Raw genomic sequence first — 14,655 nt, 5'->3', positions numbered from 1 at the left:
GTCAGCCCTCGTCCATACGTTCCTGACTCATGAGTCACCGAACGTTCATACGGTTGGCATGTCCGGGCCGATCCGGCTGCGTACGGCTGTCTGGACTTCGGCCTCCTCGGCCGGATCCGCGGCGAGCCTGCGGAGCCGCTCGACGACGCGTGTGTCACCGGTCTCGGCGTGCCGTGCGGCGACCTCGCGGGTGGACTCCTCGCAGTCCCAGAGGCACTCGACGGCGAACCCGGCGGCGAAGGAGGGATCCGTGGCGGCCAGGGCGCGGGCGGCGCGGCCGCGGAGATGGGACGACGCGGTCTCGCGGTAGACATGGCGCAGTACCGGCGCGGCAGAGGCGATTCCCAGCCGTCCGGCGCCGTCGACGAGGGTCCACAGGGTCGGCGCGTCGGGGCCCTCGCCCCGGACCCCCTCGCGCAGCGCGGCGAGCACCAGGTCGCTGTCCTGTGCGCCGCCACGGCAGGCGAGCATGCGCCCGGCGGCCGCGCCCAGGGCGTCCGGCCGGCGTGCCCAGCCGCGCGCCCGGTCGACGGCGGCCATACTGCGCATCCGTTCGAAGGCGTCCACGGCCGCGTCGACGACGAGGGCGGACCCGGAGGCCACGGCGGCCTCGATCAGGTCGAGGGCCTCGGTGTCGTTGCCGTCGGCGAGGTAGCGCAGTGCGGTACACCTGGCCCCGTCCTCGCCGAAACGGGCGGCCTCGACGATCTCCGGCCGGTCCTCGGGACCGGCGACGGCGGTGAGGCAGCGGGCGGCGGGCACATGGAGCACGGCACCGCGTTCGATCCCCTGCTGGGCCCAGTCGAAGACCGCCTGCACGCTCCAGCCCGGCCGGGGGCCCTGCGACCGCATCTGCCGCTGCCAGCGGTCGAAACAGCCCGCCTCCTGCGCGGCACGCACACGCGTGGCGACGGAGGGGCGCGAGTCGTCGGCCCACAGCCGCCAGGGCCGTGGCTCGAAGGCGTCCCGGACGGCGACCGCGAGTTCCGCCTCACCCTCGGCATCGGCCGGGAAACGGGCCAGGACGGGAGCGGCGAGGGCCCGCAGCCCCGCGTCGTCGTCGCGCAGCGCGAGTTCGTCCAGGGCCCAGGCCCAGTTGGAGCCCGAGGCCGCGTACCTGCGCAGCAGTTCCAGCGCATCACGCCTGCCGTACGACGCGAGGTGCCCGAGGACCGCGAGGGTGAGTCCCGTGCGGCACTCGTCGGTGTCGAGGACGTCCTCGGCGCTGAAGAGGTGTGCCTCGATGTCGTCCAGCTCGCCGTGCAGATCGAGGTAGAGCCGGGCGTAGTAGAGGGAGCGGTTCTCCACCTGCCAGTCGTGGCGGGGATCACGCAGCACGCAGTGGTTGAGAGCCGCGAGCGCTTCGGCTCGCGGTGCGGTGAGCGCGTGCAACGTACCGTCGCCGCGGCCCCTCTGGAGGAGGCCGAGCAGGGTACCGCTGGGCGCTATGACCGGTTCGAACATGGGAAACAGCCTCACATCAAGCGTCGACGCAACCGGGGGACACGCACTACCTGGTCGCGTGACAACACGTCGGGGCGCCCGCCGTCGTTTGCTTGTTGTAGACCATCTTCCTCTGCCTCTCGTCGGTGGCCCATGCGGACCGCATCACGGTCCGCGCGGTGCGGCAACACCTGCCCAGCCATCGCGTCCGTGAATCACGACGTCATGATGACCCGGCGTCTCGCGCTGCCGCGACCTTATTTCGGGCGGCCCCGTACCGCCTCCCCCGTTTTCGTTGTATTTGCTGGTCAGAGCATACGGATCAGGGCTCGCCGAACAGTTCGAGCAAGTCGCTCCTGCCGAACATCCGGGCGGTGTCGACGGCCGACGGCGTGCCCGCGGAGGGGTCGGCGCCACCGTCCAGCAGGACCCTGATGACCTCAGGCTCGCCCTTGAAGACCGCTCCGGCGAGCGGGGTCTGGCCCCGGTCGTTGACCCGGTCGGCCTCGGCGCCGCGCTCCAGCAGGGCCCGGACGGCGTCCGCGTGTCCGTGGTAGGCGGCGAGCATCACGAGCGAGTCACCGCGGTCGTTGGTGAGGTTGGCCGGAACGCCCGCGTCTACGTACGCCACGAGCGCCTCGGTCTCGCCTCGGCGCGCAAGATCGAAGATCTTGGTCGCCAGCTCCACGACCTCGGGGTCGGGGACGTCACTCATCGGACGGACCGCCTCTCACTACGACTGCTGGGGACTGCGGGAGCGCAGGACGGCGAGCCGGGCGGCCGCACGCGCCTCGTACGGCGGCGAGCGGTGACGCCGTACGGGTGAATCGCCAGCGTACTGGCTTCGGCGGCACATGGCGGGCGCCTCACCCGGCAAAGATCACGACAGTGCCCGGTGAGCGCAACGGACCGGCCCGAAGTGCGCAGGACAGCGCCGCCATCCGGGGGAAATCAATGCAATTTCACCCACTTGCAGCTTTTATCCTATGGATACATTCTGTGAGCCTGGAAGGACTCATGGTGACTGTCCCCGTGAACCAGGAGAGAGCAATGATCCTCAACATCTCTGGCGTTGTACTGCTCGGCAGCGTCGTCTTCCTGTTCTGCCGCAACCACGGCCTGAAGGGTTCCCACGCCACGGTCTGCGGGCTCTTCGGCTTCTACCTCTCGAGCACCGCCGTGGCCCCGAGCATCAAGGCCGGGGGCGCGAGCCTCGCGAGCCTGCTGGGCGGGCTCAATTTCTGACCCCGCCCACCTTCCGCACGCACCCCAGGAGCAACACGTGGCCCGGCGCCCCCTCCCCCGCATTCTCACCAACGGCAGCGCGCAGATCGCCCGCGGCCGGGAGCTGGCCCGAACGGCCGCAGGCGGCGCCACCGATGTCCTCCACCCGCTGATCACCATCTCGCGCGGTCTGCGCCGGCTGGCCCTGGCCGGACGGCGCAAGTGGACGGAGACACCGAAGGACCGGCGGGGACCGCTCCTCTTCCTGGCCGCATCGGTGATCCTGGTCGTGGCCCTGATGCCCTACGGGCCCCTGCTGGCCGGCATCGCCCTCATGGCGGCGGCGGGATGGCAGGGCCGCGAGCGCAGATCGGCGCAGCCGAAAGGCCCGAGCGACGCCCAGGCCCAGCGTCTGCAGTCGCTCTACGAGGCGCTCGTTCCGTACTTCTCGGTGGCCGAGGACCCGGCTCCGATGTACGCGCCCGGCGGGGACTGGACCCGGACGCTGTCCTCGTTCGAGTTCGACGGGACCGGCCGCATCTCGCACCTCCTCATCCGCTACCCCGCCTACTTCACGGACGGCGAGGCCGAAGCGCGTGCACGGATCGAGCAGCTCGTGCACGCGAAGTCGGGGCGCGGCCGCGAGTACCACTTCCAGTGGGACGAGGAGGCCAACGAACTGACCGTGACCGTGCTGCCGCCCCTGCCCACCGACATCGCCGCGCAGCGCTTCGTGACCGCGCCCGGCGAGACGGTGCTCGGGTTCACCGACCCCACCGGTGTCCAGCGCACGCTCCCCCTCACCCAGGGCGAGGAGCAGCGCGATGTACCCCCGGTGGTGTGGCGCACGGGACCCCGCTCCACCGAGCCGCATCTGCTCATCGCCGGCGGGCCCGGCAGCGGTACGACGACGCTGGTGCGCTCGATCGCCCTCCAGGCACTGCAGTACGGGGACGTGCTGATCGTCGAGGGCGCCGGCACCGGCGAGTACGCGTGCCTGACGGGCCGGGACGGTGTGCTCGCCGTCGAGTCCGGCCTCGCCGGGGCGGTGGCGAGCCTGGAGTGGGCGACCCACGAGACGGAACGGCGCCTGATCGCGGCGAACCGGACCCGGCAGGCCGGACACCCGCCGCCCGACGACGTCAAGCGCCCGCTGTGGATCCTGCTGGACCGGTCGAGCGTGCTGGGGCACCTCGCCTCGGCGGACGGGGGCAGGGATCCGCTCGCGCTGCTCCAGGTGCCCCTGCGGCACGGCCGCGCCGCGAATGTCACGGTCGTGGTCGCCGAGCAGTTGGACGGCCTCGACGGTCTGTCCGACGCCGTACTCCGGCACACCCGCGCCCGTGTGGTGCTCGGCTGCGCCACCTCCGGCGAACTCGAGGCGGTGCTGGGCGTGCCGCCGCACACCACGCCCACCAGGGACGTTCCACCGGGCCGCGGCTACGCCCGCCTGGGCGCCGGCCCGGTCCACCGCCTCCAGGTGCCGGCCACCCCGGACCCGTACGACGACGCCACCAGCGAACGCCACCGGCAGGCGGTCCTCGGGCTGCTGCCCCGGCGGAACAGCCCGGCGGTGGAAGCGGTTCCCGCGGAGGGCTGAACCGGCGCCGGGGCCGGGCCTCCCCCGCGTCCGCGCTCGGCAGCGCCTGCGTACGCCCGGGTGCGGCTCAGGCGACGAAGGTGCGCGGCGCCTCGGCCGGTCCCGACACCCCCGTCTCCACCAGGTGTGCCGCGGCCGCGAGGCGCACCGCCGCCTCCTCCGCCACGGCACCGCCCACCGTGAACGGCAGCCGTACATATCCCTCGAACGCGCCGTCCACGCCGAAGCGCGGCCCCGACGGCACCCTGACGCCGACCCGTTCACCGGCCTCGGCGAGACGGGATCCCGACAGACCGCCGGTGCGCACCCACAGGGTCAGACCGCCCCGCGGCACCGAGAACTCCCAGGAGGGCAACTGCGTACGTACCGCGGCGACCAGGGCGTCCCGGTTCTCCCGGGCCTGCTTGCGCCGCAGTTCCACCGCCTGCTCCCAGCCGCCCGTGCTGAGCAGCCAGTTCACGGCCAGTTGCTCCAGCACCGGTGTGCCCAGGTCGGCATAGGCGCGGGCCGCGACCAGGCTGCGGATCACATCGGGGGCGGCACGCACCCAGCCGATGCGCATGCCCGCCCAGAAGGCCTTGCTCGCCGAGCCCACGGTGATCACGGAGGAGCCCGCCGGGTCGAAGGCGCTCACCGGACGCGGCATCTCCAGATCGTCCTCCAGGTACAGCTCGCTCATCGTCTCGTCGACGACCAGGACCGTCCCGGCGGAGCGGGCCGCCTCCACCAGGCGGCGGCGCTGGTCCTCGTCGGCCAGCGCGCCCGTCGGGTTGTGGAAGTCCGCGACGACGTAGGCGAGCCGGGGCGCGGCCTCGCGCAGGACCTGGCGCCAGCGGTCCAGGTCCCAGCCGCGGAGACCTTCGCTCATCGCAACGGGGACCAGGCGGGCGCCCGCCTCCCGCATCAGCTGGAGGATGTTGGCGTACGACGGCGACTCGACGGCGATGCGCTCGCCTCGGCCGGCGAAGAGGTGGCAGATCGCGTCCATGGCGCCCATGGCGCCCGTGGTCACCATGATCTGCTCCGGCATGGTCGGGATGCCGCGCCGGGTGTAGCGCTCGGCGATCATGGCGCGCAGCGCGGGCAGACCGGCCGGGTAGTCGCCGTGGGTGTGCGCGTACGGGGGCAGCTCCTCCAAGGCCCCCTGCACCGCGCGGGTGAGCCACGGCTCGGGTGCGGGCAGGGCCGCGCAGCCGAGATCGATCATCGAGCCCAGTGCCTCGGGCGGCAGTGGTTCGAGCCCCCGCGCCGGAAGCGGGTTGCCGGCGGGCACGGCGGTCCAGCTGCCGGCCCCGCGGCGGGACTCCAGGAATCCCTCGGTCCGCATCGCCTCGTACGCGGCCGCGACCGTCGTACGGCTCACGGACAGGGCGAGCGCCAGTTCCCGCTCGGCGGGCAGCCGGGCGGCGACGGGCACGCGGCCCTCCAGCACCAGGAGCCGGATGCCGTCGGCGAGCGCGCGATAGGCGGGCGGGCGACGGGTGCCGGGGCCCGCGGGACGGTCCTGCTGGGAGTTGAGCAGTCGGGCGAGCTGCGCCGCACCCACCGCCGAGGTCCACTGCGCCATGACTTCCAGTCCACCTTCCCTGAATTGGCCATGGTTGGCTTGTCTTTCCAAGCCACAGAGTGTCATGCATCAGGCCACTGCCACCACAGGGGGGTTCGTTTTGTTCACTGGCATGTCCACGAAGATCCGGCTCGGGCGGCGGCTGGTCCAGTTGTACGCGGGCCTCGCGCTCTACGGCGCGAGTTCCGCCCTTCTCCTCGAGGCGGGCCTCGGCCTCGAACCGTGGAACGTCCTGCACCAGGGACTGTCGAAGCTGACGGGGCTCAGCATGGGCGTGGTGCTCACGATCGTGGGCGCCGCCGTCCTGCTGCTGTGGATCCCCCTGCGCCAGCGCCCGGGTCTCGGCACCGTCTCCAACGTCCTCGTGATCGGCTTCGCCATGGACGCCACCCTGGCCGTGCTCCCCGACGTGCGCGCCCTGGCCGTACGGGTTCCCCTTCTTCTGGCGGGCGTGGTGCTCAACGGCGCGGCGACCGGCCTCTACATCGCGGCGGACTTCGGACCGGGTCCGCGCGACGGCCTGATGACCGGTCTGCACCGGCGCACCGGCCGCTCGATCCGGCTGATCCGCACGGCCGTCGAGGTCGCCGTCGTCGTGACCGGGTTCGCCCTCGGGGGCACCGTCGGCGTCGGGACCGTGCTGTACGCGCTGACCATCGGCCCGCTCGCCCAGCTCTTCCTGCGCGTGTTCGCCGTCCCCGCGGCATCGGCGCGCAGCACGGTCGTTGCCACCGGGCAACCGGAGGGAGCGATACTGCAGCGGTGACGACCCTGATACGCCACCCCTATCTCGACCACCCCGGCCCCATCCCCTTCGCCCACCGGGGCGGGGCCGCGGACGGTCTGGAGAACACCCTGGCCCAGTTCCGGCGCGCCGTGGCGGCGGGCTACCGCTACATCGAGACGGATGTCCACGCCACCGCCGACGGGAAGCTGGTGGCGTTCCACGACACGACGCTCGACCGGGTGACGGACGGGGCCGGACGGATCGCGGACCTGCCCTGGGAGGACGTGCGGCAGGCGCGCGTCGCGGGCAGCGAGCCGGTGCCCCTCTTCGAGGACCTGCTCGAGGAGTTCCCCGGGGTGCGCTGGAACGTCGACATCAAGGCGGAGCCCGCCCTGCGCCCCCTGCTGGACCTGATCGAGCGCACCGACAGCTGGGACCGGATCTGCGTCGGCTCGTTCTCGGAGTCCCGCGTCGTGCGCGCCCAGCGCCTGGCGGGTCCGCGCCTTGCGACGTCGTACGGCACCCGGGGCGTGCTGGGTCTGCGGCTGCGCTCCTGGGGCATACCGGCGGGGCTGCGCCGCTCGGCGATAGCCGCCCAGGTCCCCGAGTCCCAGTCGGGCATCCCCGTGGTCGACCGCCGCTTCGTGCGCGCCGCTCATGCGCGAGGGCTCCAGGTGCACGTGTGGACGATCAACGAACCCGATCGTATGCACCGGCTCCTGGACCTGGGAGTGGATGGCATCATGACCGATCACATCGGCACGCTGCGCAAGGTCCTCGAGGACCGGGGCACCTGGGTCTGAACGCCCCGCGCACGATCACGTTCCACGGGGAAGCGAGGGCACGGGTGGGCACCGACACCCTGCGGGCAGTGGCGGCGGACGACCCCGCCGAGCGGCGGCGCGAACAGCGCGGCTGGTACTTCTACGACTGGGCGTGCTCCGTCTACTCGACGAGCGTGCTGACCGTGTTCCTCGGCCCCTATCTCACCTCGGTGGCCAAATCGGCGGCGGACGCGGACGGTTACGTCCACCCGCTCGGCGTACCGGTCCGCGCGGGATCCTTCTTCGCCTACTCGGTCTCCGCCTCCGTCGTCGTCGCGATCCTCGTCATGCCGCTCGCCGGGGCGGCCGCCGACCGCAGCGGACGCAAGAAGCCGCTGCTCGGCCTCTGCGCGTACCTGGGTGCCGCGGCCACCACGGGGATGTTCTTCCTGGACGGGCAGCGCTATCTGCTCGGCGGCCTCCTGCTGATCGTCGCGAACGCTTCGGTGGCCGTCTCGATGGTGGTCTACAACTCCTATCTCCCGCAGATCGCACCGCCCGAGGAGCGCGACGCGGTCTCCTCACGCGGCTGGGCCTTCGGCTACGCGGCCGGTTCTCTGGTCCTGGTCGCGAACCTGGTCCTGTTCACGGCCCACGACTCCTTCGGCGTGTCGGAGTCCACCGCGGTCCGCATCTGCCTGGCCTCGGCGGGCATCTGGTGGGGCGCATTCACTCTGGTACCGCTGCGGCGGCTGCGGGACCGCCGTACGACGTCCTCGGCGCCCGCGGTGCACGGCTGGCGGCAACTGGCGGCGACGGTCCGCGACATGCGCGGCAAGCCGCTCACCCTCGCCTTCCTGCTGGCGTACCTCATCTACAACGACGGCATCCAGACCGTCATCTCCCAGGCGTCCGTGTACGGCTCCGAGGAACTGGGCCTCGGACAGTCGACCCTGATCGCCGCCGTGCTGCTGGTGCAGGTGCTGGCGGTGGGCGGCGCCCTGGGGATGGGACGGCTGGCCCGCAAGTACGGGGCCAAGCGCACCATCCTCGGCTCGCTCGTCGCCTGGACCGTGACGCTCGGCGCCGGCTACTTTCTGCCCGCCGGCGCACCCGTCTGGTTCTTCGTCCTGGCGGCCTGCATCGGAATGGTCCTCGGCGGCAGCCAGGCCCTGTCGCGCTCGCTCTTCTCCCATCTGGTGCCGCCCGGCAAGGAGGCCGAGTACTTCTCGGCCTACGAGATGAGCGACCGAGGCATGAGCTGGCTCGGACCGCTGCTGTTCGGACTCACCTACCAGCTGACCGGAAGCTATCGGGACGCGATCATCTCGCTGGTGGCGTTCTTCCTCATCGGATTCGTCCTGCTGGCCCGGGTCCCGGTGCGGCAGGCGGTGCGCGACGCGGGAAATCCGGTACCCGAGAGGATTTAGCACCTGACGGCAAAGGGCGGTAGTGTACGCGTTTGGCCTGCAAGGCGTACCGTTACTGCGCGTCAAAGGAGACGAGCCGCTGGGTGACATCTGCCAGCAGATGTGACAAACCGGGCGCTGGTGGGTACAACAAGGGGCGGCTACGACGGCGACGCATGACCCGGAACGGGAATCTTTACCGCCGACCGGACGTTGACCGGATGACGACGACAGCGACACCTGTCCTGTGGGCGACAAGCCCGGGAGGCACGATTCATGAGTGAGCGAGCTCTTCGCGGCACGCGCCTCGTGGTGACCAGCTACGAGACGGACCGCGGCATCGACCTGGCCCCGCGCCAGGCCGTGGAGTACGCATGCGAGAAGGGGCACCGCTTCGAGATGCCCTTCTCGGTCGAGGCGGAGATCCCGCCGGAGTGGGAGTGCAAGGTCTGTGGGGCCCCGGCACTCCTTGTGGACGGTGACGGCCCGGAAGAGAAGAAGGCCAAGCCGGCGCGTACGCACTGGGACATGCTGATGGAGCGACGCACCCGCGAGGAGCTAGAAGAGGTCCTCGAGGAGCGCCTGGCCGTTCTCCGCTCCGGCGCGATGAACATCGCCGTCCATCCGCGGGACAGCCGCAAGTCCGCGTAGTCCCGGCAGAGCCTGGCGGGATACGAGACAACGCATGCGATGCGCCAGTGGGCGCCGCACGTCCCATCGACGTGCGGCGCCCACTGGCGCATCGCGGGTGCGTACTGCTGCCTCAGCGGTTCAGCGGCGGACGCGGCTCCCGGGGCGCCGATGACGGCTCGTCCCTGATGACCTCACCCTGAACGACCTTTCCGTCGGGACGGTGAATACGAGCCTGCTGGAAGGCGTCACCGAAACTGCCGGGCGTCGCCTCGCGCAGCCTGCGGTCGATGGTCCGTTCCGCCATACGGCTCACCGCCTTCTGGACCGGCGGAACAAGAAGCAGCAGCCCCAGCACGTCGGAGATCAGGCCCGGCAGCATCAGCAGCAGACCGCCGAGCATCATCAGACCGTTGCCGCCGCCGCCCTTCGGCTCCTCGCCCGACTGCCGGGCCTGGAGCGTCTCACCGAGGTTGCGGAACGCGCGGCGTCCGGCCCGCTTGATCACGACGGCCCCGAGCACGAAGCCGGCCACCAGCAGCAGGAACACCGTGAACCCGCCGGCCGCTCCCGCCACCAGCGTGAGCAGCCAGATCTCCAGCACCATCCACGCGGCGACACCCAGCGGCAGGAATGTGCGCAGCCGGGAACGCCGTGGCCGGGAGGCGGAGTGAGGGGAAGCGGGGGCACCAGTCGTCATGGTTCCAGTGTGCCCAAAGCAGGCTCAATGCGGGATAAGGGGGGTGACCAGCGGCGTTCGCCCGACGACCGGGCCGGCTTTCCCGGACGGGGACGACGGATGCCGCACCGGATCGACGTACGGCCCGCAGGGGGGGCCGCACCGCGGGCTAGGTGGGCTTGCCGCGGCCGCTCAGCTTGGCGACGCGGTCGCCCACGCCCCACGCCGTGACCCGCCACAGCGCCTCGACGAGGATGTCGCGGCTCATCTTGGAGTCGCCGAGCTCGCGCTCGACGAAGGTGATCGGCACCTCGACGACGTGGTATCCCGCCTTGACGGCGCGCCGGGCCAGGTCGACCTGGAAGCAGTACCCCTGCGAGGCCACCTCGTCCAGTCCGAGCCCCTGAAGGGTCTCTCGGCGGAAGGCGCGGTAACCACCGGTGATGTCACGCAGCGGCAGATCCAGCGCGAGACGCGAATAGAGGCTGCCCCCGCGGGAGATGAACTCCCGGCTCTTGGGCCAGTTCACCACCCGGCCGCCCGGCACCCAGCGGGAGCCCAGCACGAGGTCCGCCCCCTTGAGCGCGGTCAGCAGGCGCGGCAGCTCCTCCGGCTGGTGGGAGCCGTCGGCGTCCATCTCGATCAGTACGCCGTAGCCGTGCTCCATGCCCCAGCGGAAGCCGGCCAGGTACGCGGCGCCCAGGCCTTCCTTGCCCTTGCGGTGCAGCACCTGGACATGGTCGTCCTCGGCGGCCAGCTCGTCCGCGAGCTTGCCCGTACCGTCGGGGCTGTTGTCGTCGGCCACGAGGACATGCGCCTCAGGCACGGCCGACCGCACCCGGCCGACGATCGCCTTGATGTTCTCCGCCTCGTTGTAGGTCGGAATGATCACCAGGGCGGTGCCGAGCGGGCCGAACTGCCTCCCCTGGGCTCCTGCCGCGAGGGTCCCGTCGCCGTCGTTCACTGCTGCCCCTTCATGTCCGTTCGCAGAGCACCACCATAGTGGCCCCGGCCTGGGCCGACGGGACAGCTTGCACCCATGGGGGTGTCGATTGCACAAGAGTCGGGTAAGAGCGGCCGCCGCGTCGTGCGGGTGCCGAGCGTGGCACGATCTCGCGGAAATCCATGCGTCGCGGGCACGGCCCCGGTGTGCGCCCCCGCAAAGCCGCGCCACGGATCGGGGCCCGGCGCCCTTCGGGCCGACCTGGCACCCGCTGGCTGCGGGTCGACCGAAAGCCGTTGTCTACTGAACGCCCGGGCCCCACCCGGATCACACCATGCCGACCGACCGGAACGTTGCCCTCGCCGTGGCGCGGGCGCTGAGCCTGGCTCCCAGTGGTGGTGCGCCGGTGCGGCACACCATCCCTGACCCAGCGGCGCTCCGGCGACTGCGCGGAGGTTCTCCGGTCGGACGTCCGGTGGTGGACCCGGCCGAACCTACCGGCCCCCTGCGCCTCGCTGTCAACAGCCGTTTGACCTGCGGCTATTTCAGCAAAGACCTGGTCAGGGCAGAGGATGCCCAGGTCGCGCCGCAGAACCGCGGCGCCTGATCGGCACCGCGCCACCCCGGGAGATCACTCGCCCGGGCGCACGAACACCGTCCGGCCGCCCACCACCGTGCGCAGGCACACCGGGAGTTCGGTGCCCGGGGTCAGATCGGGCAGGCCAGGGGTGCCGGAGCGGGGGTCCGTGGACCAGCGGGCGACCCGGTCGTCGGGGGCCTGGACGATCAGCTCGTCCGTGCGCCACACGGCGTAGTCCGCCGGGGCGCCGGGAACAAGCACCCCGGCGTCGTCCCGTCCGACGGCCCGCCAGCCGCCGCGGGTGTGCGCGGTGAACGCGGCGCGTACGGAGACCCGGTGTCCGGGCGTGCGGTGGAAGGCGGCGGCGCGCACCGTGCCCCAAGGGTCCAGCGGGGTGACCGGGCTGTCGGAGCCGAAGGCGAGCGGGACACCGGCGCGCAGCAGTGCCGCGAAGGGATTCAGGGTGCGGGCCCGCTCGGTACCGAGCCGCTGGGCGTACATGCCGTCGTCGCCGCCCCACAGCGCGTCGAAGGCCGGCTGGACTGAGGCGGTCAGGCCGAGTTCGGCGAACGCGGCGACGGTCTCGGGGGTGAGCATCTCGGCGTGCTCGACCCGGTGGCGGGCGGCCCGGACTCGGGTGAGCCCCACCTTCTCCGCCGCGGCGCGCACGCCCTCGACCACGGCGACGACGGCTGCGTCACCGATGGCGTGGAAGCCCGCCTGGAGCCCGGCCTCGGTGCACGCGACGACGTGGGCGGCGACGGCCCCGGCGTCCAGGTACGCGATGCCCGTGTGGGCGGCGTCCGTGTAGGGCGCGTGCAGGCACGCGGTGTGCGAGCCGATGGAGCCGTCGACGAACAGGTCTCCGGCCGCGCCCACGGCACCCAGCCGCCGGGCCTTGTCCACGTCCTGTTCGGCCCAGTAGCCGACCACCCGGGGCCCGGGCTCCTGCGCGGCGAGCCGCAGCAGCCCGGCGAAGTCGTCCTCGGAGGAGATCTCCGGTCCGGCGCACTCGTGGACCGAACCGATACCGAGGGAGGCGGCGTGCGCGAGCGCGGCCCGCTGCGCCGCGGTGCGCTGGTCCGGGGTGACCGCCGCGTAGGCGGCGGCGCGCACGGCGTGGTGGGCGTCCCGGGTGAGCGGTTCCCCGTCGGCGAAACCCGCCTTGTCACGGACGCCCGGCGCCAGATCCAGCAGGGCCGTGGTGACGACGGCCGAATGGACGTCGATCCGGGTGAGATAGAGGGGACGGCCACCGGTCGCCTCGTCGAGTTCGTCCCGGCGGGGTGCCCGGCGCTCGGGCCAGCGGGCCGCGTCCCAGCCGTGGCCGAGGAGGACGCGGTCGTCCGGCCGGGCCGCGGCGAAGTCACGGACGAGGGCGAGGGCGGCCTGCAGGGAGGGCGCGCCGGACAGATCGAGCCCGGTCAGCGCGAGACCCGTGGCGGTGGTGTGCACATGCGCGTCCGTGAACGCCGGGGTGACGAGCGCGCCGTCGAGGTCGACGACCTCGTCCACGCCTGCCGCGAAGGCGTCGGCGGCCCCTTCGGAGCCGACCCAGGCGACCTGCCCGCGCTCGACGACCATGGCGGTCGCGAAGGGGTCGGCGGGGCTGTGGACTTCTCCTCGGCGCAGCAGGACGGTCTGCTGCGGGGCGGTGCGCTCGTTCATGGGAACAGTCTCGCGCCTCGCCACCGCCGCCCCGCAGGCAGGTGGGTCAGACGCGGGGCGGCCGCGCCTCGTACGGGGTGGACAGCACGACCGTGGTGCGCGTGGACACGCCCGCGAGGGACCTGAGGCGCGCCAGCAGTTCCTCGAGCTCGTGGGGCGTGGACACACGGACCTTGAGGATGTAGTTCTCGTCGCCGGCGACGCTGTGGCAGGCCTCGATCTCGGGGACGCCGGCGAGACGCTCGGCGATGTCGTCGGGGGCGCTGGGGTCGAACGGTTTCACCGAGATGAAGGCGGTCATGGGCAACCCGATCGCCTCCGGGTCGACGACCGCGGCATACCCGCGGATGACACCCCGCTGCTCCAGCCGGCGCACCCGCTGGTGCACGGCCGAGGTGGACAGGCCCGTGGCCTTGCCCAGGTCCGTGTAGCTCATCCGCCCGTCCTTGACGAGCAGCTGCACGATCTGTCGGTCCAGCTCCTCCATGGCGCTAGAACCTACAGTGCACCCGATCCCGCGGGCACCTCAGCGGTGCAGGTCATGGCCGGTTCGTGATGTTGCCGGGGCAGGCAGCCGGGTATGTCCCGAGGGCTTCGCTCCCCGGGTCCGGCATCCTCCGGCGGCATGTGACGAACGCCACAGTGCCCGAACAGGCTTCGTGATGTCTTCGTGATTACCGCCGTGACCGGACGGGAAGTGCTTGCTGTGGTCGAGGCCACAGCGCCGTACCGACCCAGTCCGAGGGGGAGAATCCCATGCACAGTCTGAAGCGCCCTGGTCGTACCGCGTCCAAGCGGCAGCAGTCGGTCGTCGAGCCCGAGCCGGAGGGTGTCGAACCCGGCGACGACGAGTTCGACGCGTACGACACCTTCGAGATGTACCGGGTCTTCTGCCCGGACTGCGCGCAGCCCATCGCGCTTCTGGCGGACGAGGAGTTCCTCCCCGAGCACGCGCTGTGCGCCTCGCCCTGGAACCCGTTCGGTCTGACGGTCTGCCGCGGCACGGGCCGCGCGGCGTCCGACGCCCGCCCCGCGGACGAGTCCACGACGCCCCAGGAGCAGGACACCGCGCTGCTGCTGACCCTCCCCCAGGGCCTTGACTGGCGCACGCAGCCGTTCTCCCACGTCGGCGGCCCGGGCTCGCGCCCGATGCGGACGCCCGTGCTGCGGGGCCAGGCCGCCTGACCCGCCCGCGCCACCCGTGCGCGGCCGCCCGGGATCGCTCGACCTACCCTGCACGACGTCACTCACGGCGTGATGCAGGACCGGGCCGCCCGGTTCGCGGGCTCCCCGCGTGCGCGGTACGGCGCCCGGCGACCGCCGGGCGCGCCGCCGGCAGGGAGATCGCACGGCACGCCGGCGCGATCGCGCCTCCGCCCCCCGTACGGGACACCCGGGAACTCACGCTCGATTCCCCGGCC

General features: G+C 72.1%; 14 protein-coding genes. 7 read left to right on the top strand and 7 right to left on the bottom strand.

Features of this window, described 5'->3' with window-relative positions; all coding sequences use genetic code 11:
* Positions 1 to 45: 45 nt before the first annotated feature.
* Entirely contained in the window at positions 46 to 1,464 is a 1,419-nt protein-coding gene (locus RCR19_RS30950; protein WP_331268101.1) for a HEAT repeat domain-containing protein, read from the bottom strand.
* Between the two features lie 301 nt (positions 1,465 to 1,765).
* Positions 1,766 to 2,158 (bottom strand): ankyrin repeat domain-containing protein, encoded by a 393-nt coding sequence (locus RCR19_RS30945; RefSeq protein WP_331268100.1) that lies wholly within the window; start codon positions 2,156 to 2,158, stop codon positions 1,766 to 1,768.
* A gap of 335 nt (positions 2,159 to 2,493) precedes the next feature.
* Between RCR19_RS30945 and RCR19_RS30940 the strand changes: the two genes are divergently transcribed.
* Both RCR19_RS30940 and RCR19_RS30935 read left to right on the top strand, forming a co-directional pair.
* Positions 2,494 to 2,688: a hypothetical protein gene (locus RCR19_RS30940; RefSeq protein WP_059125484.1), complete on the top strand. Its 195-nt coding sequence runs from the start codon at positions 2,494 to 2,496 to the stop codon at positions 2,686 to 2,688.
* A gap of 37 nt (positions 2,689 to 2,725) precedes the next feature.
* Positions 2,726 to 4,267 (top strand): hypothetical protein, encoded by a 1,542-nt coding sequence (locus tag RCR19_RS30935; RefSeq protein ID WP_331268099.1) that lies wholly within the window; start codon positions 2,726 to 2,728, stop codon positions 4,265 to 4,267.
* 67 nt (positions 4,268 to 4,334) lie between these two features.
* Here RCR19_RS30935 and RCR19_RS30930 read toward each other — a convergent pair whose 3' ends face one another.
* On the bottom strand, positions 4,335 to 5,834 hold the full coding sequence (locus RCR19_RS30930) for a PLP-dependent aminotransferase family protein (protein WP_331268098.1): 1,500 nt from the start codon (positions 5,832 to 5,834) through the stop codon (positions 4,335 to 4,337).
* 112 nt (positions 5,835 to 5,946) lie between these two features.
* On the opposite strand from RCR19_RS30930, the gene RCR19_RS30925 reads away from it, so the two are divergent.
* From RCR19_RS30925 to RCR19_RS30910, 4 genes are all read left to right on the top strand, one after another.
* Positions 5,947 to 6,600 carry a hypothetical protein gene (locus RCR19_RS30925; protein WP_331268097.1) on the top strand — a complete coding sequence of 218 codons (654 nt, stop codon included), beginning with the start codon at positions 5,947 to 5,949 and terminating at the stop codon, positions 6,598 to 6,600.
* Positions 6,597 to 7,364 (top strand): glycerophosphodiester phosphodiesterase, encoded by a 768-nt coding sequence (locus tag RCR19_RS30920; protein WP_331268096.1) that lies wholly within the window; start codon positions 6,597 to 6,599, stop codon positions 7,362 to 7,364. The genes RCR19_RS30925 and RCR19_RS30920 overlap by 4 nt, the downstream gene beginning before the upstream one ends.
* A 44-nt stretch (positions 7,365 to 7,408) precedes the next feature.
* Positions 7,409 to 8,755 carry an MFS transporter gene (locus tag RCR19_RS30915; protein ID WP_059125489.1) on the top strand — a complete coding sequence of 449 codons (1,347 nt, stop codon included), beginning with the start codon at positions 7,409 to 7,411 and terminating at the stop codon, positions 8,753 to 8,755.
* A gap of 255 nt (positions 8,756 to 9,010) precedes the next feature.
* Positions 9,011 to 9,385, top strand: a complete 375-nt coding sequence (locus tag RCR19_RS30910) for an RNA polymerase-binding protein RbpA (protein ID WP_009187548.1) — start codon at positions 9,011 to 9,013, stop codon at positions 9,383 to 9,385.
* A 112-nt stretch (positions 9,386 to 9,497) separates the two neighbouring features.
* Here the strand turns inward: RCR19_RS30910 and fxsA are convergent, their stop codons facing one another.
* The 4 genes from fxsA to RCR19_RS30890 all read right to left on the bottom strand — a co-directional run bounded on the left by fxsA (position 9,498) and on the right by RCR19_RS30890 (position 13,721).
* The gene (fxsA, locus tag RCR19_RS30905) at positions 9,498 to 10,064 is read right to left on the bottom strand and encodes an FxsA family membrane protein (RefSeq protein WP_331268095.1); all 567 of its coding nucleotides are present in this window, start codon (positions 10,062 to 10,064) and stop codon (positions 9,498 to 9,500) included.
* Between the two features lie 148 nt (positions 10,065 to 10,212).
* A complete protein-coding gene (locus RCR19_RS30900; RefSeq protein ID WP_331268094.1) occupies positions 10,213 to 11,007 on the bottom strand; it encodes a polyprenol monophosphomannose synthase in 795 nt (264 codons plus the stop codon).
* A 610-nt stretch (positions 11,008 to 11,617) separates the two neighbouring features.
* Positions 11,618 to 13,234, bottom strand: a complete 1,617-nt coding sequence (locus tag RCR19_RS30895) for an amidohydrolase (protein WP_331268093.1) — start codon at positions 13,232 to 13,234, stop codon at positions 11,618 to 11,620.
* Between the two features lie 46 nt (positions 13,235 to 13,280).
* Positions 13,281 to 13,721: an Lrp/AsnC family transcriptional regulator gene (locus tag RCR19_RS30890; protein WP_059125493.1), complete on the bottom strand. Its 441-nt coding sequence runs from the start codon at positions 13,719 to 13,721 to the stop codon at positions 13,281 to 13,283.
* Between the two features lie 269 nt (positions 13,722 to 13,990).
* On the opposite strand from RCR19_RS30890, the gene RCR19_RS30885 reads away from it, so the two are divergent.
* Positions 13,991 to 14,419, top strand: a complete 429-nt coding sequence (locus tag RCR19_RS30885; protein WP_331268092.1) for a hypothetical protein — start codon at positions 13,991 to 13,993, stop codon at positions 14,417 to 14,419.
* Positions 14,420 to 14,655: the final 236 nt, after the last annotated feature.

It is taken from the genome of Streptomyces sp. WAC07094, assembly GCF_036320405.1.
GTDB lineage: Bacteria > Actinomycetota > Actinomycetes > Streptomycetales > Streptomycetaceae > Streptomyces > Streptomyces lannensis.
This window is presented reverse-complemented; position numbering and strand designations above follow the sequence as displayed.

Excerpts from the sequence above, each read along its gene's own strand:
- RCR19_RS30945 (WP_331268100.1), bottom strand. The coding sequence starts at position 2,158 with ATGAGTGACGTCCCCGACCCCGAGGTCGTGGAGCTGGCGACCAAGATC.
- RCR19_RS30885 (WP_331268092.1), top strand. The coding sequence starts at position 13,991 with ATGCACAGTCTGAAGCGCCCTGGTCGTACCGCGTCCAAGCGGCAGCAG.
- RCR19_RS30940 (WP_059125484.1), top strand. The coding sequence starts at position 2,494 with ATGATCCTCAACATCTCTGGCGTTGTACTGCTCGGCAGCGTCGTCTTC.
- RCR19_RS30950 (WP_331268101.1), bottom strand. The coding sequence starts at position 1,464 with ATGTTCGAACCGGTCATAGCGCCCAGCGGTACCCTGCTCGGCCTCCTC.
- RCR19_RS30910 (WP_009187548.1), top strand. The coding sequence starts at position 9,011 with ATGAGTGAGCGAGCTCTTCGCGGCACGCGCCTCGTGGTGACCAGCTAC.
- fxsA (WP_331268095.1), bottom strand. The coding sequence starts at position 10,064 with ATGACGACTGGTGCCCCCGCTTCCCCTCACTCCGCCTCCCGGCCACGG.
- RCR19_RS30895 (WP_331268093.1), bottom strand. The coding sequence starts at position 13,234 with ATGAACGAGCGCACCGCCCCGCAGCAGACCGTCCTGCTGCGCCGAGGA.
- RCR19_RS30890 (WP_059125493.1), bottom strand. The coding sequence starts at position 13,721 with ATGGAGGAGCTGGACCGACAGATCGTGCAGCTGCTCGTCAAGGACGGG.
- RCR19_RS30930 (WP_331268098.1), bottom strand. The coding sequence starts at position 5,834 with ATGGCGCAGTGGACCTCGGCGGTGGGTGCGGCGCAGCTCGCCCGACTG.
- RCR19_RS30925 (WP_331268097.1), top strand. The coding sequence starts at position 5,947 with ATGTCCACGAAGATCCGGCTCGGGCGGCGGCTGGTCCAGTTGTACGCG.